Origin of the sequence: endosymbiont of Riftia pachyptila (vent Ph05) (assembly GCF_000224455.1) — a bacterium.
Taxonomy (GTDB): Bacteria; Pseudomonadota; Gammaproteobacteria; order Chromatiales; family Chromatiaceae; genus Endoriftia; species Endoriftia persephonae.
Map to the genome: position 1 here is coordinate 1 of NZ_AFOC01000037.1, position 25466 is coordinate 25466.

The 25466-nt window shown below is 60.8% G+C and carries 23 protein-coding genes and 1 pseudogene; 4 read left to right on the plus strand and 20 right to left on the minus strand.

What is annotated here, in order from left to right; genetic code table 11:
• From RIFP1SYM_RS07360 to RIFP1SYM_RS07445, 18 genes and pseudogenes are all read right to left on the minus strand, one after another.
• Positions 1 to 1327, minus strand: a 1327-nt coding sequence (locus tag RIFP1SYM_RS07360; RefSeq protein WP_039959993.1) for a CRISPR-associated endonuclease Cas3'', incomplete at its 3' end; no start/stop codon positions are given.
• Positions 1328 to 1467: 140 nt separating this feature from the next.
• Positions 1468 to 2868, minus strand: a complete 1401-nt coding sequence (locus tag RIFP1SYM_RS07365) for an NAD(P)(+) transhydrogenase (Re/Si-specific) subunit beta (RefSeq protein WP_005961340.1) — start codon at positions 2866 to 2868, stop codon at positions 1468 to 1470.
• An 11-nt stretch (positions 2869 to 2879) separates the two neighbouring features.
• The gene (locus RIFP1SYM_RS07370; protein ID WP_370443652.1) at positions 2880 to 3218 is read right to left on the minus strand and encodes an NAD(P) transhydrogenase subunit alpha part 2; all 339 of its coding nucleotides are present in this window, start codon (positions 3216 to 3218) and stop codon (positions 2880 to 2882) included.
• Complete coding sequence (locus RIFP1SYM_RS07375; RefSeq protein ID WP_005961342.1) at positions 3215 to 4312, minus strand: Re/Si-specific NAD(P)(+) transhydrogenase subunit alpha; 1098 nt, start codon at positions 4310 to 4312, stop codon at positions 3215 to 3217. Before RIFP1SYM_RS07375 ends, RIFP1SYM_RS07370 begins: the two co-directional genes overlap by 4 nt.
• A gap of 125 nt (positions 4313 to 4437) precedes the next feature.
• Positions 4438 to 4962, minus strand: a complete 525-nt coding sequence (locus RIFP1SYM_RS07380) for a DUF2141 domain-containing protein (protein ID WP_138921928.1) — start codon at positions 4960 to 4962, stop codon at positions 4438 to 4440.
• Positions 4963 to 5006: 44 nt separating this feature from the next.
• Positions 5007 to 6377 carry an aminodeoxychorismate synthase component I gene (gene pabB / locus RIFP1SYM_RS07385; RefSeq protein ID WP_005961344.1) on the minus strand — a complete coding sequence of 457 codons (1371 nt, stop codon included), beginning with the start codon at positions 6375 to 6377 and terminating at the stop codon, positions 5007 to 5009.
• An 86-nt stretch (positions 6378 to 6463) separates the two neighbouring features.
• Positions 6464 to 7759, minus strand: a complete 1296-nt coding sequence (locus RIFP1SYM_RS07390) for an adenylosuccinate synthase (RefSeq protein WP_039959988.1) — start codon at positions 7757 to 7759, stop codon at positions 6464 to 6466.
• Positions 7760 to 7850: 91 nt separating this feature from the next.
• Positions 7851 to 9031: pseudogene (locus RIFP1SYM_RS07395) on the minus strand (ATP phosphoribosyltransferase regulatory subunit).
• 8 nt (positions 9032 to 9039) lie between these two features.
• Positions 9040 to 9393: a DUF2065 domain-containing protein gene (locus RIFP1SYM_RS18755; RefSeq protein WP_305790602.1), complete on the minus strand. Its 354-nt coding sequence runs from the start codon at positions 9391 to 9393 to the stop codon at positions 9040 to 9042.
• 116 nt (positions 9394 to 9509) lie between these two features.
• The gene (hflC, locus tag RIFP1SYM_RS07405) at positions 9510 to 10376 is read right to left on the minus strand and encodes a protease modulator HflC (RefSeq protein ID WP_005961349.1); all 867 of its coding nucleotides are present in this window, start codon (positions 10374 to 10376) and stop codon (positions 9510 to 9512) included.
• Positions 10376 to 11533, minus strand: coding sequence for an FtsH protease activity modulator HflK (gene hflK / locus RIFP1SYM_RS07410; protein ID WP_005961350.1), 1158 nt, complete (start codon positions 11531 to 11533; stop codon positions 10376 to 10378). Before hflK ends, hflC begins: the two co-directional genes overlap by 1 nt.
• 206 nt (positions 11534 to 11739) lie before the next feature.
• Positions 11740 to 13023 carry a ribosome rescue GTPase HflX gene (gene hflX, locus RIFP1SYM_RS07415; protein WP_005961351.1) on the minus strand — a complete coding sequence of 428 codons (1284 nt, stop codon included), beginning with the start codon at positions 13021 to 13023 and terminating at the stop codon, positions 11740 to 11742.
• Positions 13024 to 13124: 101 nt separating this feature from the next.
• On the minus strand, positions 13125 to 13391 hold the full coding sequence (gene hfq, locus RIFP1SYM_RS07420) for an RNA chaperone Hfq (protein WP_005961352.1): 267 nt from the start codon (positions 13389 to 13391) through the stop codon (positions 13125 to 13127).
• Positions 13392 to 13542: 151 nt separating this feature from the next.
• Positions 13543 to 14493, minus strand: coding sequence for a tRNA (adenosine(37)-N6)-dimethylallyltransferase MiaA (gene miaA, locus RIFP1SYM_RS07425; RefSeq protein ID WP_006475683.1), 951 nt, complete (start codon positions 14491 to 14493; stop codon positions 13543 to 13545).
• Between the two features lie 2 nt (positions 14494 to 14495).
• Positions 14496 to 16301, minus strand: coding sequence for a DNA mismatch repair endonuclease MutL (gene mutL / locus RIFP1SYM_RS07430; RefSeq protein WP_039959989.1), 1806 nt, complete (start codon positions 16299 to 16301; stop codon positions 14496 to 14498).
• A 94-nt stretch (positions 16302 to 16395) separates the two neighbouring features.
• Positions 16396 to 17790, minus strand: coding sequence for an N-acetylmuramoyl-L-alanine amidase (locus RIFP1SYM_RS07435; RefSeq protein WP_005961355.1), 1395 nt, complete (start codon positions 17788 to 17790; stop codon positions 16396 to 16398).
• A gap of 23 nt (positions 17791 to 17813) precedes the next feature.
• The gene (gene tsaE, locus RIFP1SYM_RS07440) at positions 17814 to 18275 is read right to left on the minus strand and encodes a tRNA (adenosine(37)-N6)-threonylcarbamoyltransferase complex ATPase subunit type 1 TsaE (RefSeq protein WP_005961356.1); all 462 of its coding nucleotides are present in this window, start codon (positions 18273 to 18275) and stop codon (positions 17814 to 17816) included.
• Positions 18262 to 19752, minus strand: coding sequence for a bifunctional ADP-dependent NAD(P)H-hydrate dehydratase/NAD(P)H-hydrate epimerase (locus RIFP1SYM_RS07445; RefSeq protein ID WP_005961357.1), 1491 nt, complete (start codon positions 19750 to 19752; stop codon positions 18262 to 18264). Before RIFP1SYM_RS07445 ends, tsaE begins: the two co-directional genes overlap by 14 nt.
• Positions 19753 to 19888: 136 nt before the next feature.
• Between RIFP1SYM_RS07445 and queG the strand changes: the two genes are divergently transcribed.
• Complete coding sequence (queG, locus tag RIFP1SYM_RS07450) at positions 19889 to 20944, plus strand: tRNA epoxyqueuosine(34) reductase QueG (protein ID WP_039959991.1); 1056 nt, start codon at positions 19889 to 19891, stop codon at positions 20942 to 20944.
• Here queG and RIFP1SYM_RS07455 read toward each other — a convergent pair.
• On the minus strand, positions 20913 to 22004 hold the full coding sequence (locus RIFP1SYM_RS07455; protein WP_005961359.1) for a VanZ family protein: 1092 nt from the start codon (positions 22002 to 22004) through the stop codon (positions 20913 to 20915). The two genes, queG and RIFP1SYM_RS07455, sit on opposite strands and share 32 nt — an antisense overlap.
• Positions 22005 to 22202: 198 nt before the next feature.
• Positions 22203 to 22751: an oligoribonuclease gene (orn, locus tag RIFP1SYM_RS07460; RefSeq protein ID WP_005961360.1), complete on the minus strand. Its 549-nt coding sequence runs from the start codon at positions 22749 to 22751 to the stop codon at positions 22203 to 22205.
• Positions 22752 to 22873: 122 nt separating this feature from the next.
• On the opposite strand from orn, the gene RIFP1SYM_RS07465 reads away from it, so the two are divergent.
• From RIFP1SYM_RS07465 to rsgA, 3 genes are all read left to right on the plus strand, one after another.
• Positions 22874 to 24121 carry a M48 family metallopeptidase gene (locus RIFP1SYM_RS07465; protein ID WP_006475540.1) on the plus strand — a complete coding sequence of 416 codons (1248 nt, stop codon included), beginning with the start codon at positions 22874 to 22876 and terminating at the stop codon, positions 24119 to 24121.
• A 12-nt stretch (positions 24122 to 24133) separates the two neighbouring features.
• Positions 24134 to 24331, plus strand: coding sequence for a c-type cytochrome (locus RIFP1SYM_RS07470; protein WP_005961362.1), 198 nt, complete (start codon positions 24134 to 24136; stop codon positions 24329 to 24331).
• Positions 24332 to 24414: 83 nt separating this feature from the next.
• A complete protein-coding gene (rsgA, locus tag RIFP1SYM_RS07475) occupies positions 24415 to 25416 on the plus strand; it encodes a small ribosomal subunit biogenesis GTPase RsgA (RefSeq protein ID WP_005961363.1) in 1002 nt (333 codons plus the stop codon).
• Positions 25417 to 25466 lie beyond the last annotated feature (50 nt).

Here is a 25466-nt window from a genome sequence, read left to right on the forward strand (position 1 = left end):
CGATGATCGGCGTCGCCTTGGGCAGGCCGATCTTGAACTCATCCCGGTATTCGATGGCTGGCTGGGTGGCGGTGCAGAGCACCACGGTGCAGCCGTACTGCTCCACCAACAGCCGCAGCGCCTTGAGGCAGGGTTCGAGCAGGGTCACCGGCAGGGTCTGCACCTCGTCGAGGATGATCACCGAACCGGCGATGCGGTGGAGCTTGCGGCAACGGGAGGTGCGGTTGGCGAACAGCGACTCGAACAGCTGCACATTGGTGGTAACGACCAGCGGCGCATCCCAGTTCTCACTGGCCAGACGGGAACGGACGGTCTCCCTGTCGGGATCGAAGTTGGAGTGGTGCTCGAGGATCAGTTCATCCAAGTCGGCGTCGAATGCCTCAAAGACTTCCCGGAAGGTCTCGGCATTCTGTTCGATGATGCTGGTGAATGGGATGGCGTAGATCACCCGACCAAGTCCGTTGCACGCGGCGTGGCGTAGCGCGAAGGCGAGGGATGCGAGGGTCTTACCGCCGCCGGTGGGCACCGTCAGCGAGTAGAGTCCGGGTTGGCCCTCGGCTGCTTTGATGCAGGCGGCCAGCACCTCGGCACGGGCCTCGGCGACCATCCCGCTGGCATCACCGAATCGCTGCCGCATGTGATCAGCAAGGTGTCGATCGAGTGCCGTGAAATCCATTTGACCGCTGGGACGCTGCGCCGCCTGCTGCGGGTTCATGAACGCTTCGGTGGCAAGGAAGTCGGCATCCACCAGGCAGGAGAAGAGCATCCGGGTGGCAAAAGCGAGATTGAAGGCGAGCTCCTCCCGCGTGGTTCCGAGAATCTTTGGCAGTCCAATCGCGGGTGCCTCAAGCAGTTCATCCGGGGCGCTGTGCCGCCAGTCAGGAACGCTCTTGGTCAGTCGGGCCTTCAGACAGGCCCCAGTGGCAAGGCCATCGAGCAGCCCAGCGTGGTGGCCAGCGATGGGATAGGCAAGCAGTGCGCTGAGGGGGGGTGGCAACACCGTCATGGCGTGCTGCGCACCCGCCGAGGTGTGATCGACTTTGCCTCTGACCTCACCGGTATGGCTGTCACCGCCCGAGGTGGCGCTTGCCCGCAGGTAGCCCTGGAAATCGTCAGAAAACTTGCCGAGATCGTGCCAGCGGCCCATCAAGGCCGCCAGCACGGGCCAGAACGCCGCCCCCTCCGAGAAGGCCTGGGCGGCAAACGCCTCGGCGCGCTGGGCCACCGCCTCCAGGTGGCCTCCCTCCCCCAACAATCGCTCCCACTGCTCAAACGATTCTGGGTGGTCGGGGTGGGTATGGGCAAAGGGTGTGCGGGCAGTCATCATGACCTCTCCTCAGTGATCGATCCATGTTCGCTGTGGCAGCGCCCGTTCAGGTGCGTTCCCTGTTAACGACAGGTCAAATAATAGCAATAAAAAAAGCGGGCCGAAGCCCGCTTTTTCATCTGCCAACAGACCGTAGGGGGTCAGTGCCCACCCCCTTTCAGCGCCGCAACCATGCCTTCGATGGTGTCTTTGGCATCGCCGAAGATCAGCGAGGTGTTGTCCTGGTAGAAGAGCAGGTTGTCGACACCGGAGTAGCCGGGGCGCATCGAGCGCTTGAGGAAGTAGACCTGACGCGCCTTCTCGGCATCAAGAATCGGCATGCCGTAGATCGGGCTGGAAGAGTCAGTCTTGGCCGCCGGGTTGACCACATCATTGGCGCCTACCACCAGGCAGACGTCGGTGGTCGGGAACTCGGGATTGATCTCGTCCATCTCCAGCACGTTTTCGTAGGGGATGTCGGCCTCGGCCAGCAATACGTTCATGTGACCAGGCATGCGCCCCGCCACTGGGTGGATGCCGAATTTCACCTCCACGCCTTTCGCCTCCAGCAGCTCCATCATCTCCTTTAGGGCGTGCTGCGCCTGGGCCACCGCCATGCCGTAACCGGGGATGATGATGACGCGGTTGGCATCCTCCATCCAGTAGATCGCATCCTCAACCGAAGCAGATTTCACGCCCTTCTGCACCGCCTGGGCCGCCGCGCTGTCGCCGCCAGCGTCATCCGAACCGAAACCGCCGAAGATGACGTTGAAGATGGAACGGTTCATCGCCCGGCACATGATGAAAGAGAGGATCGCGCCGGAGAAACCGACCAGCGCACCGACGATGATCAGCAAATTGTTGTGCAGGGTGAAACCAGTGGCCGCCGCCGCCCATCCCGAGTAACTGTTAAGCATCGAGATGATCACCGGCATGTCAGCACCGCCGATCGGGATGATCAGGGTGAAACCGAGAATGAAAGCCAGCGCGGTCATGATGAACAACGAGAGCATGCTCTCAGTCATGCCGAAGTGAATACCCAAACCGATGGTGAGGATCGCCAGCAGCGCATTCAGCGCGTGCTGCCCCTTGAAGATTACCGGCGCACCGCTCACCAGCCCCTGCAGCTTGGCAAACGCTACCACCGAGCCAGAGAAGGTGATCGCACCGATGATGATGCCGGCGGAGAGCTCGCCCATCAGCACCGGGTTGAGCTGTCCGGCCGCCGCCTTGTTGAGATAGGTGCCAATCGCCACCAGCACCGCTGCCATACCGACAAAGCTGTGCAGTGCCGCCACCAACTGCGGCATCGCGGTCATCTCCACCCGCATCGCCAGTACACCACCAATTAGCGCGCCCGCCGCCACACCGGCGATGATAAAGCCGTAGGATTGCACCTCGCCGCCCATCAGGGTGGCCGCGATGGCGATCGCCATGCCGGCCATGCCGAGGAAGTTACCACGGCGCGCCGAGGCGGGATGGGTCAGCCCCTTCAGGGCGAGGATAAACAGCACCGCCGAGATCAGATAGGCCAGCGCCTGAATGTCCACAGAGAGTTCCATGATCTAGCGCCTCACTTATCTTTTTTCTTAAACATCGCCAGCATCCGGTTGGTCACCAGAAAGCCGCCGAAGACGTTGATCGATGCCAGCAGCACCGCGAAGAAGCCGATAATCTCGGCGCTGGTGCTGGCGCTCTCCAGGCCGGTGACCAGCAGCGCACCGACAATTATGATGCCGGAGATAGCGTTGGTCAGCGCCACCAGCGGGGTGTGCAGTGCCGGGGTGACGCCCCAGATCACGTAGTAGCCGATGAAGCAGGAGAGTACGAATATATAGAGTGAAACCAGTGTATCAGGCATTGGGAGTGCTCCCGTTCTGCGCCCACCGGGCGCGGGTAAAAACTGAATCAGGCGTCGGCCCGGAGCTGCATCGCCTCGGTGATCTCGTCCTCATCGAGATCCTTCAGCTGCAGCCCCGCCTCGCCCTGCTCCACCATGATATCCAACAGATTGCGGAGATTACCGGCGTAGAAGGCGCTGGCATCGGAGGGCACCATCGCCGGATAGTTGGTGTGGCCGACGATGATCACGTCATGTTTTTTGACCACCTGATCCGCCTCGCTCAGCGGACAGTTGCCACCGCTAGCAGCGGCCAGATCGACGATCACCGAGCCGGCGCGCATCCGTTTCACCACCTCCTCGGTAATCAACACCGGCGCCGGTCGGCAGGGAATCATCGCCGTGGAGATGATCACATGCGCCTTGGCCAGCGCATCCGCGAGTGCCTGCTGCTGTTTCGCTTTCGCTTCGTCAGAGAGCTCCCTGGCGTAGCCGCCCTCACCGGAGCCGCTCTCACCGATATCCAGCTCGATCGCCTTGGCGCCGAGGGATTCAATCTGCTCTTTGGTCTCGGGACGCACATCGTAGGCATGCACATCGGCACCCAGACGGCGCGCGGTGGCGATCGCCTGCAGGCCGGCCACACCGGCCCCCAGCACCACCAGCTTGGCGGGCTTGGCGGAGCCGGCAGAGGTCATCATCAGCGGCAGGAAGCGGCCGTAGTGGGCGGCCGCCTCGATCACCGCCCGATAGCCGGCGATATTGCTCTGGGAAGAGAGCGCATCCATCGACTGGGCGCGGGAGGTGCGGGGAATCCGCTCCATCGCCAGCACCCGAATCCCCTTCGCCTGCATCGCCTTGATGCTCTCATCCTCGCCACAGCTCTCGACGAGGCCGATGTAGATGGCGCCATCCGCCATCGCCGCCACTTCCTTCGCGGAGGGTTTGCGCAGCTTGACCACGATCTCTGCTGCCAACGCCTCGGCGTTGGAGACCAGCGTGCCGCCGACAGCGCTGTACTCATCATCTGGGAAATGCGCCGACTCGCCTGCACCTGCTTCGATCAGGATCTCAAAACCCTTGCCAGTCAGTTTTTTCACCACATCGGGGGTGATTGCCACCCGGGTCTCCCCGGCCAGGCTCTCTCTTGGAACACCAATCTTCATTATCTGCCCTTATCATGCAGGGTTCGGCCAGAGTGGCCACAAAGCGCGGCATTATCCTGCCAAGCCGACCTTAGCTCAAGAGAGAGCCGGCAAAGCCACAAAATCCTCAGGGATAGTCACATTTTTCAGTGAATCTGTGACGGTTCGACAGAATTTTCTTCCCGCTCTTTGAGCAGTGCGTCGCGAAGCCTCTCCAAATGCTGCGCCACAGAGATACGGATCTCGGTGCGCGGCTCTCTGATCTCGAACAGGGCATCCTCGAAACGCACTTTGCCAAACATCAGCACACCATTGTTGGAGATGACATAGGGCTCGCTGGGCATACCGGTCAGCGGAAAAATCTGACGGTTAAGCCGGCGGTCACCATTTTCATCATGGAAACCCGACACCGCATAGCGCCCGGCCGGTATATCGGCGAAGTGCAGCCGCGTTTCGGGCGACCGCGGCTCGACCACCTGCCAGGCATAGGCCTGAAACCCGTCGCTGGCAAAGTCGCTGTCTGTGGCGTATGTCTCCGCATTGTTGTGCAGCGCCACCAGCAGCTTGCCCTCGCTGCTGCGCACATTCTCCAGAGTCACCCACAGCTCAGCGGCTGGCAGTGGCCCCGAAACGAGGCTCCAGAGCACCATCCACCTCGCCAAATATTTCATCTCGACTCTCTCCCTGTATCCTGTCACTGCAGCAAAGCTCTCTTTCAGCTCAGCTCCTGCAGCAACTCGATCTGCGGCGCGACCTTGTACAGGGTTTCCTGATACTCCGCATCGACCTCAGAATCGGCGACGATACCACCACCGGCCCAGAAGCGGATACGCTGGTCGGACCAGACCATGGTGCGGATCGCAATATTGGTATCCATCGCCCCATCGAACCCCAGGTAGCCGATGGCGCCACAATAGACACCACGGCGGTGCGGTTCCAGCTCCTCGATGATCTGCATCGCCCGCAGCTTTGGTGCACCAGTGATCGAGCCGCCAGGCAACGAGGCCTGCAGCAGATCCAGCGCATCCCGGCCTGCTGCCAGCCGTCCCTCGATCTGGCTGACCAGGTGATGCACCCGAGCGAAGGATTCGATCTCGAACAGTCGCTCCACCCGGATACTGCCGGGCCGGCAGACCCGCCCCAGATCATTGCGCAGCAGATCAACGATCATCAGATTCTCAGCCCGATCTTTCTCACTCTGCTGCAGCAGCCGTCTGGATCGGCGGTCCGCCTCAGGGTCGGCAAAGCGCGGGCTGGTGCCCTTGATCGGTGCGCTCTCGACCCGATCCCTACGCAGCCGTAAGAAGCGCTCCGGTGAGGAACTCAGTAGAGTCGAGTCGGGCAGCTGTAGGTAGGCGCCGAATGGGGCCGGGTTGGTGCGTCTCAACCTGAGGTAGAGCGCCCAGGGATCGCCCTCGGCTAGCGCCTCGAAACGCTGCGCAAAATTGACCTGATAGCAGTCGCCATTATGGATGTAGCGCTGGATACGCTCGAAACGCTGCTGATACTCCGCCCGAGTCAGGTTCGAACTGAGTGGGCCGGTGAGCTGAAAGCCGCCTGCCTCTGCGGGCTTCGGGTTGGAAAACAACGCCACCAGTTCATCCCAGCGCTGTTCTGTCCGCGTGTCCCGCCCCTGCCCCAGCAGCCAGCTCGACTCAGCATGATGATCCACCACCAGCGCCCAGTCGTAGAGGCCGATCTGCATCTCCGGCAGCCCCTCCGCATCCTCAGCGAGAGACGGCAGGGATTCAAAGCGTCGCACCAGATCGTAACCAAAATAGCCAATGGCGCCGCCGCAGAAGGGCAGCCCGTCGATGGCCGAGCTGGCAGAGGAGTTGAGCTGCTCACGCAGCAGTTCGAGGGGATTAGCGTTGGAGGTCTGGGTCGAGTCACGTTCCTTGATCCGAGTCTGCCCACCCCGTGTGGTTAGAGTGAGGCAAGGGTCTGCCGCGATGATATCGTAGCGCCCCTGCTGGCTCATGGGCCGGCCGCTATCGAGAAACACCGCCCAGGGCAGATGCCGCACTTCGGCGAACAGCTTGGCGCTGTCGCGATGGTAGGGCAGTCGCTGCAGGCGCGGGGACATGGCTGTCAGAGGGGAGGTAAGACAAACCGAGCTGCGGTCTAGCCAATCGCCACGGCAACCGAAGCTGCCGTGGCAGGCTGTCTCACTCAGACCTCGTAGGGGTTACGACGGATGATGGTCTGGTTGCGATCCGGTCCGGTGGAGATGATGTCGATGGGGGTCTCGGTCAGCTCCTCGACCTTCGCCAAATAGTTGCGAGCCGCCTGTGGCAGCGCGTCGTAGCTGACGGCACCAACCGTGGACTCCTGCCAACCGGGCATCTCGATGAAGACCGGCTCGCACTGCTCGAAGCGGTCGGCGCCCACCGGCGGGGTAGTCACTTCCTTGCCATCGAGCTTGTAGGCAACACAGATCTTCACCCGCTCCATGCCGTCGAGCACGTCGAGCTTGGTGATACAGATACCGCTGACGCTGTTGATATCGAGAGAGCGATTCAGCGCCACCACATCGAGCCAGCCACAACGGCGCTTGCGGCCGGTGGTGGCGCCAAACTCGTGGCCCTTGACCCCCAGGTGCTCGCCATCCTCATCGAACAGCTCGGTGGGGAAAGGCCCGGCGCCGACTCGGGTGGTGTACGCCTTGACGATGCCCAGCACATAATCGAGGTAGCGTGGCCCGACACCGCTACCGGAAGCAGCGCCGCCGGCGGTGGTGTTGGAGGAGGTCACATAGGGGTAGGTACCGTGATCGATGTCGAGCAGCGCACCCTGCGCGCCCTCGAACATCACGCTCTTGCCCGCGCGGCGCAGCTGATGCAGGGTACCGGTGACATCTTCAACCAGCGGCTTGAGCTGCTCGGACTGGGCCAGCAGCTGATCCAGCACCTGCTGATAGTCCACGGTGTCGAAGTTGAAGAGATTCTTCAGCGCAAAGTTATGGTAGTCCATCACCTCTTTCAGGCGGCTGGTGATGTGCGCCTCGTCGAAGATCTCACCCAGGCGGATACCGCGGCGTGAGACCTTGTCCTCATAGGCCGGGCCGATACCACGCCCGGTGGTGCCGATCGCCTTCTTGCCGCGGGCCTTTTCACGGGCACCGTCGAGGGCGATATGGTAGGGCAGGATCAGCGGGCAGGACTCGGAGATACCCATGCGCTCACGGGCTGGCACGCCAGCTTTCTCCAGCATCTCCAGCTCTTCCAGCAGCGCCACAGGTGAGAGCACCACACCGTTGCCGATCAGGCAACGCACACCCTCGCGCAGCACACCGGAAGGAATCAGGTGCAGCACAGTCTGCTCGCCATCGATCACCAGGGTGTGGCCCGCATTGTGACCGCCCTGAAAACGAACTACGGCGGATGCCTTGTCGGTCAGTAGGTCGACAACCTTGCCTTTGCCTTCATCACCCCACTGGGTACCGATAACTACGACGTTCTTTCCCATGCTCTCAGTTCTCATTGGATCGATTGAGGGGCTTTTATACCCGTTTTTGTTAAAATTTGGAAAGCTGGCGCTAACCCTGCGCGGGACCAGCCTAGAGTCTAACCAGCCGCCACTGACCGTCACTGAGCCGCAACTCTTGGATGCAACCCATCTCTTGCGCACCACCCTGTTGTCCCGGCAGACCGCTGATCACCCGCTGCCCTGCGACACGCAACCGCTCTACCTCGGCCGCCAGCGCCGGATCATCAGACCAGGGGGCGAAGATCGCCTCTGGCTGTGGCACATCTGCAGAGTTGCCCAGGCGGATCAGGGTCTTCAGGTCGGTGGAGAAGCCGGTGGCCGGGCGCGCTCGACCAAACACCTTGCCGATCGGTCGTAGCGACCGCCGCGAGCTATCTCCCTGCCACTACCAGGCACGAAGGCGGCGAATACCACCCCAGTGTGGAAGTGGTAGCCGCGCAGTTCCGCTAAGTCGAAATGGATCGGCAGTTGCGGCAGCCAGATGGCGATCTGATCGGCCATGCGCTGTAGATAGTCGAGCGCCTGCTGCACCGACTGGTCGGCAGCTTTGAGCAGGTGCCGGGCGCGACTCAGGAGGGTAACATCGCCATTCAGTTCGCCGAGCGCCGCGAGCATCGCAGCGACTTCTGCATCCACCTGGAAATCAGCCAGCAATTCCGCCACCTCGGGCAGCGCCTTGCGCTGCAGAGCGTCAAACAGTGCCCGCTCCTGGCTCTCGCTCAGCCCAGCCTGTTGCGCCAATCCACGGTAGATCCCCACATGCCCCAGGTCGAGATAGACCTCTTCGAGGCCGGTCAGCTCGAGGGTCTGCATCATCAGACGCAGAATCTCGACGTCGCTCTCCACCCCGGCGTGGCCATAGAGTTCGGCGCCGATCTGCAGCGGACTGCGGCTGCCGGCAAAACCGTCGGAGCGGGTATGCAGCACGCTGCCGAGATAGCAGAGGCGGGTCGGTTCATCGCGACCGATGTTGTGGGCATCCATGCGCGCCGCCTGGGGGGTGATGTCGGCACGGATACCCAGAGTGCGACCGCTCAGCTGATCGGTCAGCTTAAAGGTCTGCAGATCGAGGTCACTGCCGGTTCCGGTGAGCAGGGCGTCGAGAAACTCCACAAACGGCGGGATCACGTAGTCGTAACCCCAGCTGGCAAACAGGTCCAGCAGTTGCCTGCGCCGCCGTTCAACCAGCGCCGCTTCCGGCGGAAGCACCTCTTCGATGCCGTCAGGCAGTATCCAGCTTTCGTTTTGCATTGGATCGCTCATATCACGAAGAAAGAGAGGGCCAGACCACTGAATATACTGATCAGGCCGCTGATGCGCAGCGAGCGGTCATCCATCTGCGCAATACTTAACAACATCCGGCGCATGCTTGCGGGAGCGAGGGAGGGCCAGAGCCCTTCAAGCACCAGCAGCAACGCGAGTGCCGGCCACAAATAATCCACAGTCGCACCTTTTATCGAGGAACCTTTGAACAGATCGCGCGCGGCTGCCTTGTTCCCAAACCAACCACTGCTGCGTTGTACCCAAAGGGCATTTCCTAGGGGCAAAATCCTGGCAATAGCGCGGCCATTACCTGCGATTTCCACCTTGCAGCGGATGATCCGGCTCCACAATTCAGCTCATGCCGATTGATTCAGTGGCCCCATAAAAAAACCGGGTACTCCCGGCCTGTGTTAGGCCCGCCAGATGGCGGGCCGCTGCATATTTTCCCAAAGCGTCCGACGCTTGTCTATTTCCCCTTTTGACTCTTCAGATAGCGGAAGAAGTCGGAGTCAGGTTGCAACACCATCACATCAGCACGGCTATTAAAGCTGTTGCGATAGGCGTTGAGGCTGCGATAGAAGGCATAGAACTCAGCGTCTGCCTGATAGGCATTGGCGTAGATCCGCGCCGCCTTGGCATCGCCCTCGCCTCGCAGCTTCTCCGACTCTCTATAGGCGTCGGCCTGAATGACTACTTGCTGGCGATCGGCGTCGGCGCGGATCCGCTCCGCCGCCTCAGCGCCTTTGGCACGCAGGTCCCGCGCCACCCGCTCACGCTCGGCACTCATACGGCCGTAAACCGATTCGGAAACCTCCGGCGGTAGATCAATCTGCTTGACCCGCACATCGATTACCTCGACACCCAATTCTGATGCCTTGGCGTCGGCATCTTTGGTCAGCAGGGACATGATCTCGGTGCGATCACCGGAGATGACCTCTTGGATGGTGCGTTTACCAAACTCATTGCGCAGACTGGTATTGATCCGCGCCGCCAGTAACCGCGAGGTCTTGGCATCACTACCGCCGGTGGAGCGATAGAATTGTGCCACGTTGGCGATACGCCACTTGGCGTAAGAGTCGACGATCACGTCCTTTTTCTCAAGGGTGAGGAAGCGCTCGGGGCGCGCATCCAGGGTCTGGATGCGTCCATCGTACTTCTTCACGTCGTTGAGAATCGGCACCCGCCAGTGCAGGCCGGGCTCGTAATCACTGTCGATGATCTCACCCAGGCGCAGCTTGAGCGCCATCTCCCACTGGTTGACAGTGAACGTAAAGGCGTAGATCAGGACCGCCAAGCCGGCGGCGGCGGGCAGCAGTATCTTGATGTTCTTCACTAGCGGACCCTCCTGCCACGGCTGTTTTCGCGGACATCCCGCCTAGCCGGCGGCGCCTGTGTGGCGGCAGGTTTGTAAGGCTTGTACTGAGGTGCAGCAGCCCCGTCGCCAGCACTCTGGATGATCTTGTCGAGCGGCAGATACATCAGGCTGTTACTCCCTTCACTGTCGAGCATCACCTTGCTGGTCTGTGACAACATCTGCTCCACCGCATCGATATAGAGACGTTCACGGGTGACCTGCGGGGCCTTTTTATACTCCCCAAGCACGGCCAGGAAACGGCTGCTTTCACCGATCGCCTCGGCAATCACCCGCTCGCGATAAGCCTGGGCATCCGACAGCTGACGGGCTGCCGCACCACGCGCCCTCGGCACCACCTCGTTGGCATAGGCTTCGGCCTGGTTCTCTTGACGCTCCTTGTCCTCACGCGCCTTGATGGCGTCATCGAAGGCCGCTTTGACCTGCTCCGGCGGCTTCGCAGCCTCAATGTTGACACTGGTGATCTCGAGGCCGGTCTTATAATTGTTGACCATATCTTGCGCGGCACTCTTGATACGGTCGGAAATCGCACTACGGCCCTCGGTGAGAATGAAGTCGAGGTTACTTTTACCGATAATCTCACGCACCGCGGTCTCAACCGCATCTCGCAGGGTCTTCTCCGGATTCTGATCCTGGAACAGATAGTCCCCAGCATCCTGGATGCGAGACTGCACCGTCAGCTGCACATCGACGATATTCTCATCCCGGGTAAGCATCTGTGCCTTGTGGGGAAACGAGGAGATCTGATCAACATTGACCTTGTAGACATTTTCGATGGGAAACGGAAGATGCCAGTGAGGGCCTGGCTGGGTGGTATCAGCATAGGCGCCGAAGCGCAACACCACGCCGCGCTCAGCTGGCTCGATAATGTAGATGCCGGAACCGATCCAGACCAACAGGGCAACCAGCGCGATCAGCCCGACGCCGACAGCACCAGGCCCACCGCTGGCGCCGCCGCCAGCGCGGTCGGAACCTGAGGATTTACCGCCCCCAAAGATCCCGCCAAACTTCGCCTGCAGCTTCTTCACTACCTCGTCCAGGTCGGGGGGACCCTGGTCACCGCCGCCTTTGCCACCCCAGGGGTCTTGATTACCGCCACCCGGTTCATTCCAGGCCATCTATCACTCCCAACACGCTGAAATCCGGGCGCAACCCAGAATTGTTTGTATCAAAACTCGCACGCCATCCGCCACGATTCCGGATGATCAGCCAGAGCCTGACCTCATACTGGAGAGCCAAAGGCCTCACGCCACCGGCTCTCCGCCTGTAAATAATAAGGGCTGGCATTCTAACAGCCCCTTAGATGGAGGGGAACGGAATATCTTCAGCCTATCAGGCGCCCCTTTAGTTCAGGCACCTCTTTTAGCAGCCGTTCAAACTCAAGCTCCGCCATGTCGACCTGCATCTCCCAGCCACCATCATCGCAGCCAGTGTCGGCCAGCACGTCACTACGATTGTAGAGCAGTGAACGCAGTCTCCCATCTCCGGCCTGCAGGCGCACCCCTTTTTGCACATGGTTTCTACGAAAAAATTCAGTCAGTGCCTGCCGCAGCAATCCGATCCCCTCACCGCTCCTTGCCGAGAGCCAGACACGGCGAATCCGTCCATTCTCATCACGTTCGAGCCGCGACGCGGCCCCTTCCTGCAGGTCGATCTTGTTGTAGATCTCGATCTGATCGATCTCATGGGCACCGATCTGTTGCAACACATCGTTCACTTCAGCGATGCAGTGTTCGCGCTGATGACTGGCGACATCGATCACGTGCAGCAGCAGGGAGGCCTCTGTGGTCTCCTGCAGAGTCGACTTAAAGGCTGCCACCAGATCGTGGGGGAGTTTGCTGATAAATCCCACGGTATCGGCCAGTACCACCGCACCTTCGCCTTTCAGCTGCAGCCGGCGCAGGGTTGGATCAAGGGTGGCAAAGAGTTGGTCTGCCACGTAGACCCCGGAGCCCACCAGGGTGTTGAAGAGGGTCGATTTGCCTGCGTTAGTATAGCCGACTAGGGAGACCGTCGGCACATCCGCCTTGGCCCGGCTGCGTCGCCCCTGCTCGCGCTGCATCTCGACCTTCGCCAGCCGTTTGCGGATCTGTTCGATGCGCTGATTCAGCAGGCGGCGGTCAGTCTCGAGTTGAGTCTCGCCTGGTCCGCGCAGGCCGATACCGCCCTTCTGTCGCTCCAAGTGTGTCCAGCCCCGCACCAGGCGGGTGGAGAGATGGCGCAGCTGCGCCAGTTCGACTTGGAGTTTGCCCTCGAAGGAGCGGGCGCGCTGGGCGAAGATATCGAGGATCAGTCCGGTGCGGTCGATCACCCGGCATTTGAACTCGCGCTCCAGATTGCGCTCCTGACTCGGCGACAGAGTATGATCGAAGATCACCAGTTCAGCCGCTTCCGCCTCCACCTGCTGGCGAATTTCCTCGCTCTTACCACGTCCGACAAACAGCCGTGGGTCGGGATGGGAGCGGCTGCCCCCCACCATCGCAACCGGCTGTGCACCAGCGGAGAGAGCGAGATCGGAAAATTCCTCGATCTCTTCCGGGTCGCTGACACGCCCTAGGTCGAGATGTACCAGGATCGCCCGTTCACCCGATTTGGGTCGTTCAAACATTTAAGGATTGGCAAGAGTTGGGGGAGGGAATAAAGAAATTCGCGCCCAAGCCAGAACAGACATGTCCCGACCCAATGGCGCGCAAGCTATGAATGATCGGCTCAGAAGTTACCGCCGGAAGAATCCGGAGCACTATCCGCCGATGTATCGTTGTGTGGCAGGCGAACATTGCGCGCCGGCACCACAGTGGAGATTGCATGTTTGTAAACCATCTGGCTTACGCTGTTTTTCAACAACACAACAAACTGGTCAAAAGATTCAATCTGCCCCTGAAGCTTGATTCCATTCACGAGGAAGATCGAAACCGGAATCCGCTCCTTTCGCAACGCGTTCAAAAAAGGGTCTTGTAAGCTCTGCCCTTTAGACATTGAAGTACTCCTTATTGTCTTTGTTCACTTAACCGGGACGCTCGATTTTGAGTGAATTCATTGAAATCACCCCCCAGTACTGTCGGAATTGTAGCACAGAGACCAACGGCAGTCGGCAAATTGTCTCCGGAATAATAGCGAGGTAATCGGCTCAGTTAGCTCCGTGATCGATGAAATTCACGATCAGTTCCCGAGCCTGCCCCAGCAGATCAGGCACCTCTTCATCGAGCCATATAAGCTCTTTGTCGGCCCGCAGCCAGGTAAACTGGCGTTTGGCCAGTTGCCGGGTGGCGATGATGCCCCGTTCGATCATCTCCTCCCGGCTGCACTCACCCTGGAGATATTTGATCATCTGGCGATATCCGACAGAGCGCATCGACGGAAGTTCCGGGCTCAGATCCCCGCGTCCGATTAGGCCGGCCACCTCCTGTTCAAAGCCCGCCTCCAGCATGCGCTGAAAGCGCAGCGCGATACGCTGATGCAGCTGTGCCCGCTCACGCGGCGCCCTGACCAGTTTCAGCAGACGGAAAGGCAGTGGCTCTGCCTGCCGCTCCGCCTGCAGTTCACTCAGCGGCCTACCGGTGATCGAGATCACCTCCAGGGCACGCAGCACACGTTGCGGATCATTGGGGTGGATCTTCGCTGCACTCACCGCATCCAGCTGCTGCAGACGTTGATGCAGTTTTTGGATACCCAGGACGCGCATCTCTGCATCCAGTCGGGCACGCAGCACAGGGTCGGCGGCAGGTAGCTCTGCCAGGCCATGCTCGAGCGCACGAAAATAGAGCATGCTGCCCCCCACCAGCAGCGGGATATTGCCCGCCTCGGTGATCTCGGCCATCGCTTGCAGCGCGTCCTGGCGGAATGCGGCGGCGGAGTAGACCTCAACCGGATCGACAATATCGATCAGACGATGCGGCGCCCGCTGCAGCAACTCGGCATCAGGCTTGGCAGTGCCTATATCCATGCCCCGGTAGACCAGCGCCGAGTCGACACTGATGATCTCCAGCGGCAACCGCTGTACCAGCTCCACCGCCAGCTCGGTCTTGCCCGAAGCAGTTGGCCCCATCAGGAAGATCGCCGGCGGCAGCACTTGATCCATCACTATTGGCCCCGCATGAAGAGCTTGTCGAGCTCACTCATCGACAGCTGCACCCAGGTCGGCCGACCGTGGTTACACTGGTCGGCCCGCTCGGTTCGCTCCATATCCCGCAACAGACTGTTCATCTCCTCCCGGTTCAGGCGGCGATTGGCCCGCACCGAACCATGACATGCCATGGTCGCCAACATCTTGTCGATCTCCTCCTGCACCCGCCGGCTCTCACCGAACTCCACCAGGTCGGTGATCACATCCCGCACCAGCTGCTCCGCATCTGCGCCCTGCAGCAGGGCCGGAATGCCCCGCACCGCCAGCGACTCTTTGCCTAGCCGGCTAAGTTCGATACCCACCTCGCGTAGCAGCTCGCTGTGGGCCTCGGCCAAATCGACCTCACGACTGCTCAGGTTGAGCGAGATCGGCACCAACAGCGGCTGGCCGGTCACACCCTGCCCCGCATAGCTGCGTTTGAAGCGCTCGTAGGTGATCCGCTCATGGGCGGCATGCATGTCGACCAACACCAGCCCCTGCTGGTTCTCTGCAAGAATGTAGACGCCGCCCACCTGGGCCAGGGCATAACCGAGCGGCTGCGATGCATCATTCTCGCCGGCTGCCGGCCCGGGACTCTGCGCCGGTTGCTGGGCGCGAAAGCTAGCCTGATAAGAGCTGGGACGTTCCTGCACCCGCCAGGCGGTGGAGGCAGCTGCTGCCGACGGCGTATCCATCGTCAGTCGCTGCTGTTCCAAAGCCGGCTCGCGGGGCGCCTCCGGGAGTGGTGTCTGCATCTCCTCCGGGGATGGCTGGCCGCCACCGGGACGGGTCTCTGACAAGGCATGGTGCAGACCGCGAAACAGAAAGTCGTGCACCAGGCGACCCTCACGAAACCGCACCTCATGCTTAGTCGGATGTACATTGACGTCGACCTTGCTCGGATCGATCTCGAGGAACAGCACATAGGCCGGATGGCGACCGTGGTAGAGCACATCCTGAAACGCTTGGCGGATTGCATGAGTCACCAGCTTGTCTCTCACCATGCGGTTATTGACGTAGAAAAACTGCATGTCAGCCTGGCTGCGGGAGAAGCTCGGCCGGGCCACCCAGCCGGAGAGGCGCAGCGACAGCACCTCATGTTCGATATGCAAGGCATTCTTCAGGAACTCGCCCCCCATCACATCACTGATACGCCGCTCCTGATCACGACGATCCTGGCAGGCAGGCAGGCTCAGCAACTGGCGGCGATTGTGTTGCAGATGGAAGGCGACATCGAAACGGGCCAGCGCCAGCCGCCTGACCAGGGTCTCAATATGACCAAACTCGGTCTTTTCGGTGCGCAGGAACTTGCGCCGGGCCGGCGTATTGAAAAACAGGTCAACCACCTCGACCCGGGTTCCCTGGGGCAACGCTGCCGGCACCGGCGCCTGCAGATTGTCGCCGCCATCCCCGCTCACCTCCCAGCCATGCGCCGCACCGCTGGCCAGCGAGGCCAGCTTCAGCCGGGAGACCGAACTAATGCTGGGCAGGGCCTCACCGCGAAACCCCATGCTGTGGATCTGTTCGAGATCATCCAGGCTGGCGATCTTGCTGGTGGCATGGCGTGACAGCGCCAAAGTCAGCTCATCCTTATGGATGCCGACACCATTGTCCCGCACCTGAATCCGCTTGATCCCCCCCTGTTCAACCTCAATCTCGATACGGGTGGCGCCGGCATCCAGGCTGTTTTCGATCAACTCCTTGGCCACCGAAGCGGGTCGCTCTACCACCTCACCGGCGGCGATCTGGTTGATCAGTTGGGTCGGAAGGGTATGTATCGACATGATGGATGACAGCAAACAGCTCCCTGGACAGAACTCGGATCGATAATCCGCCATTCTGCCACGGGGAGCCGTCCTGGTAATCTAAAAAAGCAGTTTAGCTGCCGGGGATCTCAAGCACCTGACCGATCTGGATGCGGTCACCCTCGATCGCATTATAGTTGCGCAGCCGGCTCAGGCTGACCTGATATCGGCGGGCGATCTTGGTCAGAGTGTCACCACGACCGATGATATGCCGGGTCGGCTCACGATTGTGATGCGCCGCCAGCCAGGTGCCGGGCGGGGGCTGAAAACGGAAGTAATTGTCGATACCCGACGCCAAAGCCTTGGCCAGCCTGTTCTGGTGAGCGGCATCTTTCAGACGACCCTCCTCCTTCGGACTGGAGATAAACGCTGTCTCCACCAGAATCGACGGAATATCGGGTGACTTAAGCACCACAAAACCAGCCTGTTGCACCTTACGTTTATGCACTTTGCCAAGGTGCTTAAGGTTTTTCAGTACACGATCGGCTGCCTCTGAACTGGCCTGCAGTGTGCCGATCTGGGAGAGATCCAAAAGCACCGAAGCGAGCGTATCATCGCGGTCATCCAATGATACGCCACCAATCAGGTCGGCACTATTCTCTTTTTCCGCCAGCCAGCGCGCCGCTTCACTGGACGCCCCTTTGCGCGAGAGGGTATAGACTGACGCCCCGGTAACTTTGGAATCACGGAACGAGTCGGCGTGGATCGATATAAACAGGTCCGCCCGATGGTGACGCGCAATCTTCATGCGTTTGCGCAAACCGAGATAGTAGTCTCCGTTGCGTACCAGTACGCCGCGCATCCCTTTCCGCCGATTAATCTGCTTGACCAGCTTGCGGGCAATCGCCAACACCACATCTTTTTCATAGGTGCCGTGTTTGCCTCGCGCACCCGGATCCTCACCACCATGTCCGGCATCCACAGCGATTACCACATCCCGTTCCCCAGCATTCGCAAGAGCCTTGACCGGGATCGAGCGCTTCGCCGCCGACTTGCCTTTCTCATAGAGGTCAACCACCAGCCGGTGGCCATACTGGCGATTTGGCTTGAGCAGGAAACTCTTGGGTTTCACCGCCCCCTTCAGATCGAGCACCACCCGAACATCCTGCTTGCCCCTGGTTGCGGAGCGCAGCCCCGTGATAAAGCTATCGTTTTCAGGGGTGGGCAATTTGACGCCCAGTTTGGCGCTCTTGAGATCGAGCACCAGACGATGTGGTTTGTCCAGAGTAAACAGATTGTGTTGCAGCACCGAATCGGTATCAAACACCAGACGCACATGATCGGGGGCCGACCAGATGCGCAGACTCTTGATCACGCTCTGTCCGGCATGTAGCGACAGGCTCCATACGAGCATGGCTATGAACAGTAATACGGATTTATTCATCCCCAGCAGTCCTGCTTCACGACATTTAATCAAAAAATAGCACGCGGTCTCGTTTTTTCCAATCTTATCCAATGGATAGAGCAACTTCTTTCATTAATACTCGAGCCTCAGTCAACTCCATTAAACCTTTGGATAAGCATCCGACCCTTGGCGCTTTTTCCCTGTAGACGGATCCGCCTGCCTGCATCGCAATAGCTGAGTTCGATCAGCAGATCTGCTGGCGGCAGCACACCCAGCCCCTTTTCCGGCCACTCGACTAGCATCACTGCCCGCTCGTCCAGCAGATCCCGCAGCCCCAGATACTCCAACTCATCCGCCGCCGCGAGCCGGTAGAGATCCAGGTGGTAGCAGACAACCTGCCCCAGCGGATAGGGTTCCAGCAGGGTGTAGGTTGGGCTCTTCACTGCCCCATGGTGGCCCATGGCACGTATAAAACCACGCGTCAGGGTGGTCTTTCCGCTACCCAGATCACCTTCTAGATAGATCACGCAAGGGGCTTCGCAGACCGCCGCAAGCTGCGCCCCAAAGGCCATCTGCTGCTGCTCGCTGGTGAGTTCAAGCTCCAACATCGGCGCTCTCCGGGTTCAACAACCGACGGATATGCGGCAACAGATCGCTAGCCAACATGCCCCTCTCACCCGCCTCTGCCGCTCGGTCTGCCGCTGCCGCATGCACACAGACGGCCGTCTCCGCCGCATCTTGAGCCGCCAGCCCCTGCGCCAACAGCGCCCCGAGCAGACCGCTGAGGATATCGCCGCTGCCACCGCTGGCCAGACCCGGATTGCCGGCGCTGCAAAGTCCCGGTCTTCTGGAGGAATCATCTCCTATCAGGCTGCCCGGACCTTTCAGTATGACAACACCACCATAGCGCAGCGACAAATCCTGCAATGCCTGAAAACGATCCCGCTGGACCGAACCGACATCCGAGCCAAGCAGGCGGGCGGCCTCACCGGGATGGGGCGTCAACACCCAGTTGGCACGTCTCTCCGGCTGCGCTGCCAGCAGGTTCAGGGCATCTGCATCGGCCACCATCGGCAGCCCGGCGCTACAGGCGGCAGCGAACATCGCCCGCCCCCACTCGCCCTGGCCCAGCCCCGGCCCAAGTACCAACTGATCGGCCCACTCGAGCAGCGCTTCGAGCTCGTCAGGTTCGGCCACCCCGTGACACATCAGTTCGGGTCGACCAATATTCAGCGTCGCCGCATGGGCCGGATGGGTCGCCACCGCCACCAGGCCGGCGCCGCCACGGGCCGCTGCCTCGGCGGCCATGCGCGCCGCTCCGGAGTAACCCTGGTCGCCGCCGATCACCAGCAGCCGCCCGAAATCACCCTTGTGAGCAGTGCGCGGCCGCGGCGTCAGATGCTGGACGATCTTGGAATAGTCGAGCCGCCGCGCCGCCAGGATCTGACGCGCATAGATCTGCGCCGGTAGCTCCAGCGCATCGAAGCGAATCTTGCCGCAGACACCCGGCCCGTCAGCCGTGAACATCCCCTGCTTCAGCCCGATGAAGCTGAGCGTGGCATCGGCCTGCACCGCCGTACCGCGCATACACCCTGTATCTGAATCCAAGCCGGAGGGGATATCGATCGCCAGCACCGGTGCCGGATGGGCATTGATCTGCCTCACCGCCACGGCCCACTCACCGCTGATCGGCCGCACCAACCCAGTGCCGAGCAGCGCATCGACGATCAGATCGGTCTGCCGCGGCAACTGCTGCAACGGCTCGCTCTCGCCACCGCAGGCGTGCCAGGCATCGGCCATGCGCCGTGCATCCCCCTGCAGCCGTGCCGGATCAACCAGCCAGAAGACCCGGCAGGCAAGGCCGGCCTGTCGTGCCAGCCTCGCCACCACATAACCATCGCCGCCGTTGTTACCAGCGCCGCAGACCACGCTTAGATCCGCCACCTCAGGCCACAGCTCACGAATCAGCTGAAACGCCCGGCTGCCGGCCCGCTCCATCAGTTCGCTGCCGGAGATGCCATACTCCTCGATCGCAATCCGATCGAACTCCCGCACCTGTTCAGCGCGATAGAGCGCGTTTGGCAACTCTCTTTATATGGCATGACCCGCATCGACACCCCTCGAAAAATAGTCGCGCACCATACCGCGAAGTCTATATTAGAATCCAGTGGTATAGTTGCACGAATGAAACAGATGCTATCTCGACCAAACGCAGGCTGAACTGGTCCAACAGATCAGGCAGTGGAGCCGGGAGCTGGGTTTTCAGCAGCTTGGCATCAGCGATTGCAACCTGGAGAGCGCCGAGACGCATCTGCAGCGGTGGCTCAACGCAGGCTTTCACGGCGAGATGGGCTACATGGCGCGCCATGGGCTCAAGCGCAGTCGTCCGCAACTGTTGGAGCCAGGCACCCGCAGCGTGATCTGCGTGCGCATGAACTATCTGCCAGAGCCGATGACACAGAGCCGGCAGCGTCTGGCTGATCCCGCGACCGCCTTCATCTCCCGCTACGCCCTGGGACGGGACTACCACAAGCTGATGCGCAAACGGCTACAGCAGCTGGCCAAACGCATCGGCGAGCAGATCGGCCCGTTCGGCCACCGGGTGTTTGTCGACTCCGCACCGGTGCTGGAGAAGCCCCTGGCGGAGAAGGCCGGGCTCGGCTGGGTCGGCAAACACAGCAACCTGATCAACCGCCGAGCCGGCTCCTGGTTCTTTCTCGGCGAGCTCTATACTGACCTGCCGCTGCCCCCCGACCAGCCGGTGAAAAACCACTGCGGCTCCTGCCGGGCCTGCCTCGATATCTGCCCGACCCGTGCCATCGTCGCTCCCTACCGGGTCGACGCCCGCCGCTGCATCTCCTATCTCACCATCGAGCTGAAAGGGCCGATCCCAGTGGAGTTCCGTCACGCTATTGGCAACCGCATCTACGGCTGCGACGACTGCCAGCTAACCTGCCCCTGGAACCGCTTCGCTAAGCTCAGCACAGAGCCCGATTTCCAGCCGCGCCAACGCCTCGACAGCCGTATCCTGCTTGATCTGTTCAGCTGGGATGAAGAGCGGTTCCTGAAGCTTACCGAGGGTTCCGCGATCCGCCGTATCGGCCACGCTGCGTTTCTGCGCAACCTCGCCATCGCCCTCGGCAATGCTCCCAGGCAAGAGGCCATCGTTGCTGCTCTCAAGGGGCGCATGGATAGCGCCTCAGCGCTGGTGCGCGAGCATCTCGAATGGGCCCTGCAGCAACAACTCAGCGGAAAGAGAAACGACGCAGGGAACTGACCAGCGCCCAGCCCAGCAGCACCCCAATCATATCGACGCTGACATCGGCCAGATTGCTGCTGCGCCCCGGCACAAACATCTGCAGCAGTTCACTGGCCACCGCCAGCAGAAACAGCACAGCAAACAGATTGAGAGGGGCAAACCGCCCACGCGCAAACAGGGTGGAGCTGATCAGGAAAAAACTCAGCAGATGTCCCAGCTTGGCGATGCTCCACTGCGCCGGCAGCAGACTGATGTGATTGAGATGACGGCTTGAGCTGGCCTGCAGCGCCAAACCAAACAGACGGGCAACCCCTTCGATCTGCAGCTCCAGCCAGAGCTTGATCTCCTGCGGCATCAAGATGCCAAGCAGGCTGACCAGCAACAACCCGCAGATCCACCAGCCGAGCCCCTCCTCACGCTGGTAGCTCAACAACGAATGCAGCAACCAGACTCCGATCACCACCCAAGCCAGCAGCAACACACCCCGCAAGGGTGGATAAAACCAGTTCGCCTCGGCCTCGCGCAGCGAGAGATTACGTACCTCAAAACTGCCACGGCTGTGGTAGAGATATATCTCCAGACAGACTCGCTCTGCCTGCTGCGGCAGCTGAAACAGCCCCTCCAGTTGGCGCCAGTCGTGGCTGCCACTGCTACCAGCAAAGCCATGACCATCGTAGATGCCCCGCCCCTGGGCGTCGTAGCCGATCAGATCGATGCGCGCATGGTGCCAGTCGAGCCTGCCCGGAATGACCCGGTCAACACGCATCTCCACTTCAAGCCAGAGCTGCTGTGGCAAAGCATCAGCAGAAAAGCACTGACTGATGCCGAGATTGCTATCACCCCGCTTGGAGCTGATCGTAAGCTGTGGGCCGAGCGTGCCAATGCTGCCGGACCCTCTCTGCAGCTGCCAACCGTTCAGGCCTTTGTGGAAATCGGGATTGTGCAGGCGTTGCGGACCAAGGCCATGGAAGGCGCTGAATCTGCTGAAGAAGAACAGGGTCAGCAGACAGAGCAGCAGCAGTACCACGAACTGCCAACGGGTGAAGTGGTCTGGCTGGTGGGAGGCATCCGGTGCCATGGATATCCGATATCCTCTGTTGAATGATGCAGAAGGCAGCAGGCTAGCGAAAACGGCCAGCTCGTTCCGCGAGGGGCATCACACTGAGTTCAGACTGATCGACTATTTTTCCATCAGGAGGACAGCCTAATCGCCTCTTTGACTTGCATAAACCCGGTATTTAAACATGGCACCTGTATAGGCCGGGCGCAGCCCGGCTCAGCTTAGGCGCAGAAACTTCTCACGGTAGTGGCTCAGCTCGGCGATCGAGTCTTTGATATCCTCCAGCGCCAGATGCTGCGCGTTTTTGGTGAAGCCCTCCGCCACCGCCGGCGCCCAGCGATTGACCAGCTCCTTCAGCGAACTCACATCCAGATTGCGGTAGTGGAAATAGGCCTCCAGCTTCGGCATGGTACGGGCCATGAATCGCCGATCCTGGCAGATGCTGTTGCCGCACATGGGCGAGACCCCAGGCGGCACATACTGCTCCAGAAAGGCGATTGTCTCCGCCTCGGCCTTCGCCTCGTTGTAGCTGCTCTCACGCACCCGCTTGAGCAGGCCAGAGCCACCGTGCTGGCGCTGGTTCCACTCATCCATGCCGTCCAACAACGGCTGCGGCTGGCTGATCGCGATCACCGGCCCCTCTGCCAACAGATTCAGATCGGAATCGGTGACGATGGTGGCGATCTCGATGATCTCGTCATTGAGGGTGTCCAGGCCGGTCATCTCCAGATCGATCCAGATCAGGTTATTGGGGTTTTGCAGCATCGATTTTTCCGGGGTTGTCAGAAGCATGAAAGTGGCCAAGGATTCTAGCAGGATCTCCAGTGAGACTGTATTCTTGGCCCCGAAGCAGACTCTCCATCCATAAAGAACGCCCCAAACCGCTGATGCCGCTCTTCACCACGATCTTCCTTGCCGCCCTGATCGCCGGCACCCTGCTGCAGCTCTGGCTGCTACAGCGTCACCTCCAGCATGTGCGTGCCCATCAGCAGCAGGTGCCCGAGGCCTTTGCGACGATGGTCTCGCTGGATGAACATCAAAAAGCCGCCGCCTACACCCAGGCCAAAGGTCAGCTGGGACGGCTCGATATCCTGCTCGGCAGCCTGCTGCTGCTCGGCTGGACGCTGGGCGGCGGTCTCAATCTGCTCAATCAATTCTGGCTGGGGTTGAAACTCGATGCGACACTCACTGGCATCGGCCTGATCTTCTCAATGTTTTTCATCTCCAGTCTCATTGAACTGCCGCTCGCGCTCTGGCGCACCTTCGTCATCGAGGCACGCTTCGGCTTCAATCGCAGCAGCCCGAAGCGGTTTCTCCTGGACCGGCTGCTTGGACTGCTGCTGGCAGTACTGCTAGGCGGGCCGCTATTGTGGGTGATCCTGCAGCTGATGGCTTCCGCCGGCAACCTCTGGTGGCTGGCGGTATGGGCGGTCTGGATCGGCTTCACCCTGCTGATCCTCTGGGCCTATCCGCGGCTGATCGCGCCGCTGTTCAACCGTTTCACCCCACTGGAGGCGGGCGAGACCCGCGATCGGGTGCAGGATCTGCTGCACCGCTGCGGCTTCAACTCCGATGGCATCTTTGTGATGGATGGCTCCAAGCGCTCCAGCCACGGCAACGCCTACTTCAGCGGCTTCGGCAAGAGCAAGCGCATTGTCTTCTTCGACACCCTGCTAGAAGCTCTGGCACCGCAGGAGATGGAGGCGGTGCTGGCCCACGAGCTGGGGCACTTCCGGCTGCACCATGTGATCAAACAGATGCTGCTCATGTCCGGCGTGTCACTGCTCGGGCTGGCGCTGCTCGGCTGGCTCTCCAGCCAGCTCTGGTTCTATCAGGGGCTGGGGGTGACACAGCCCAGCAACGCCGTGCTGCTGATGCTGTTTCTGCTGGCCACACCGGTGTTCACCCTGTTCATCGCGCCAATCGGCAGCTATCTGTCACGCCGTCACGAGTTTGAGGCGGACGCCTTCGCGGTGGAGCAGAGCGGTAGCGAACCGCTGATCCGGGCGCTAGTCAAACTCTATCAGGATAACGCCAGCACCCTGACACCAGACCCGCTCTACTCGCTGTTCTACGACAGTCACCCGCCTGCGGCGGTGCGTATCGCCCAGATTGCTAACCACTCCAGCCCATAGGAACTTTGGGAAATGAAACAATTGATCCCTGCCTCCATCCTCGCATGCCTTTCAATTGCCAGCAGCGCCTCTGCCGCCGATCAGGCAAACGGCAAACAGCTGATCGATACCCACTGTTACAAGTGCCACGGCACTGAGATCTACACCCGGCCCGACCGGCGTGTCACCAGCCTGCCCGGCCTGACAAGCAGGTACAACGCTGTGAGCTGATGCTGGGGCTGAAGTGGTTCGACGACGACATCAACGACGCCTCGACCCACCTCAACCAGCACTTCTACAAGTTCAAATAAACCATGGGCCGCCGCCTCTCCCAACGACAGCGCGAACGCATCCAGGCGATCCAGGAGAAGCGCCGCAAGCGGCTGGAAAAGCAGATTACGGAGAGCCTGGCGCAGAGTGACGTCGCGCCACCCCAGGAGGGACGTGTGATCATCCGCCACGGCGCCACGCTGATGGTGGTGGACGAGAGCGGACAGCTCTTCAACTGCCGCACCCGGCAGAACATCGGCCATCCGGTGTGTGGCGACCGGGTAGTCTGGCAGGCAATCGACGAAAAAAGTGGTGTAGTCACCGCCCTGCTGCCGCGGGAGAGTGTGTTGAGCCGCCCCGACTACGCCGGCCGGGAGAAGCCGCTGGCCGCCAATATCAGCCTGATCGTAGTGGTGCTCGCCCCCAGGCCGGAGCCCTCCGGCTATCTGCTCGACCAGTATCTGGTGACAGCCGAGACCATCAACGTGCCGGCGCTGATCGCGATCAACAAGATCGATCTGCTGCAGGGCGACGAGCGGGATAGGTTTCTGAGGCAGTTCGACTGTTACCGCAGCATCGGCTACCCGGTGGTAGAAGTCAGCGCCACCCTTGAACACGGCCTGGACCCGCTGGTCGAGGCGCTACACGACCAGCGCAGCATCCTGGTAGGGCAATCGGGGGTCGGCAAGTCATCACTGATCAATGCGCTGCTGCCGGATCATCAGGTGGAGACCGGGCGCCTCTCGAAAGCCACCGGACTGGGTCGGCACACCACCTCCAGCGCCACCTGCTACAACCTGCCCGGTGGCGGCGAGCTGATCGACTCTCCGGGGGTACGCAGCTTTCGACTCACCCGGCTCAGCAAGCAGCAGATAGAACAGGGTTTTGTCGAGCTGCGTCCCTATCTGGGGCGCTGCCGCTTCGCCGACTGCGCCCATCAAGAGGAGCCGGAGTGTGCAATCAAGCAGGCCGCCGAGGCCGGGCAGATTGACCCGATCCGACTGGAGCACTTTCACCGGCTGGTGGCAGGCGCCTCAAACCAGTAGGAGCGCTGCTTACAGCGCGAACATCTGCAGTGGAATCTTCGCACCGCAAG

Coding starts and splice junctions, on each gene's coding strand:
- RIFP1SYM_RS07365 (WP_005961340.1), bottom strand. CDS start 2,868: ATGGAACTCTCTGTGGACATTCAGGCGCTGGCCTATCTGATCTCGGCG.
- RIFP1SYM_RS07375 (WP_005961342.1), bottom strand. CDS start 4,312: ATGAAGATTGGTGTTCCAAGAGAGAGCCTGGCCGGGGAGACCCGGGTG.
- RIFP1SYM_RS07380 (WP_138921928.1), bottom strand. CDS start 4,962: ATGAAATATTTGGCGAGGTGGATGGTGCTCTGGAGCCTCGTTTCGGGG.
- pabB (WP_005961344.1), bottom strand. CDS start 6,377: ATGTCCCCGCGCCTGCAGCGACTGCCCTACCATCGCGACAGCGCCAAG.
- RIFP1SYM_RS07390 (WP_039959988.1), bottom strand. CDS start 7,759: ATGGGAAAGAACGTCGTAGTTATCGGTACCCAGTGGGGTGATGAAGGC.
- hflK (WP_005961350.1), bottom strand. CDS start 11,533: ATGGCCTGGAATGAACCGGGTGGCGGTAATCAAGACCCCTGGGGTGGC.
- hflX (WP_005961351.1), bottom strand. CDS start 13,023: ATGTTTGAACGACCCAAATCGGGTGAACGGGCGATCCTGGTACATCTC.
- hfq (WP_005961352.1), bottom strand. CDS start 13,391: ATGTCTAAAGGGCAGAGCTTACAAGACCCTTTTTTGAACGCGTTGCGA.
- miaA (WP_006475683.1), bottom strand. CDS start 14,493: ATGGATCAAGTGCTGCCGCCGGCGATCTTCCTGATGGGGCCAACTGCT.
- mutL (WP_039959989.1), bottom strand. CDS start 16,301: ATGTCGATACATACCCTTCCGACCCAACTGATCAACCAGATCGCCGCC.
- tsaE (WP_005961356.1), bottom strand. CDS start 18,275: ATGTTGGAGCTTGAACTCACCAGCGAGCAGCAGCAGATGGCCTTTGGG.
- RIFP1SYM_RS07455 (WP_005961359.1), bottom strand. CDS start 22,004: ATGGCACCGGATGCCTCCCACCAGCCAGACCACTTCACCCGTTGGCAG.
- orn (WP_005961360.1), bottom strand. CDS start 22,751: ATGCTGCAAAACCCCAATAACCTGATCTGGATCGATCTGGAGATGACC.
- RIFP1SYM_RS07465 (WP_006475540.1), top strand. CDS start 22,874: ATGCCGCTCTTCACCACGATCTTCCTTGCCGCCCTGATCGCCGGCACC.
- RIFP1SYM_RS07470 (WP_005961362.1), top strand. CDS start 24,134: ATGAAACAATTGATCCCTGCCTCCATCCTCGCATGCCTTTCAATTGCC.
- rsgA (WP_005961363.1), top strand. CDS start 24,415: ATGGGCCGCCGCCTCTCCCAACGACAGCGCGAACGCATCCAGGCGATC.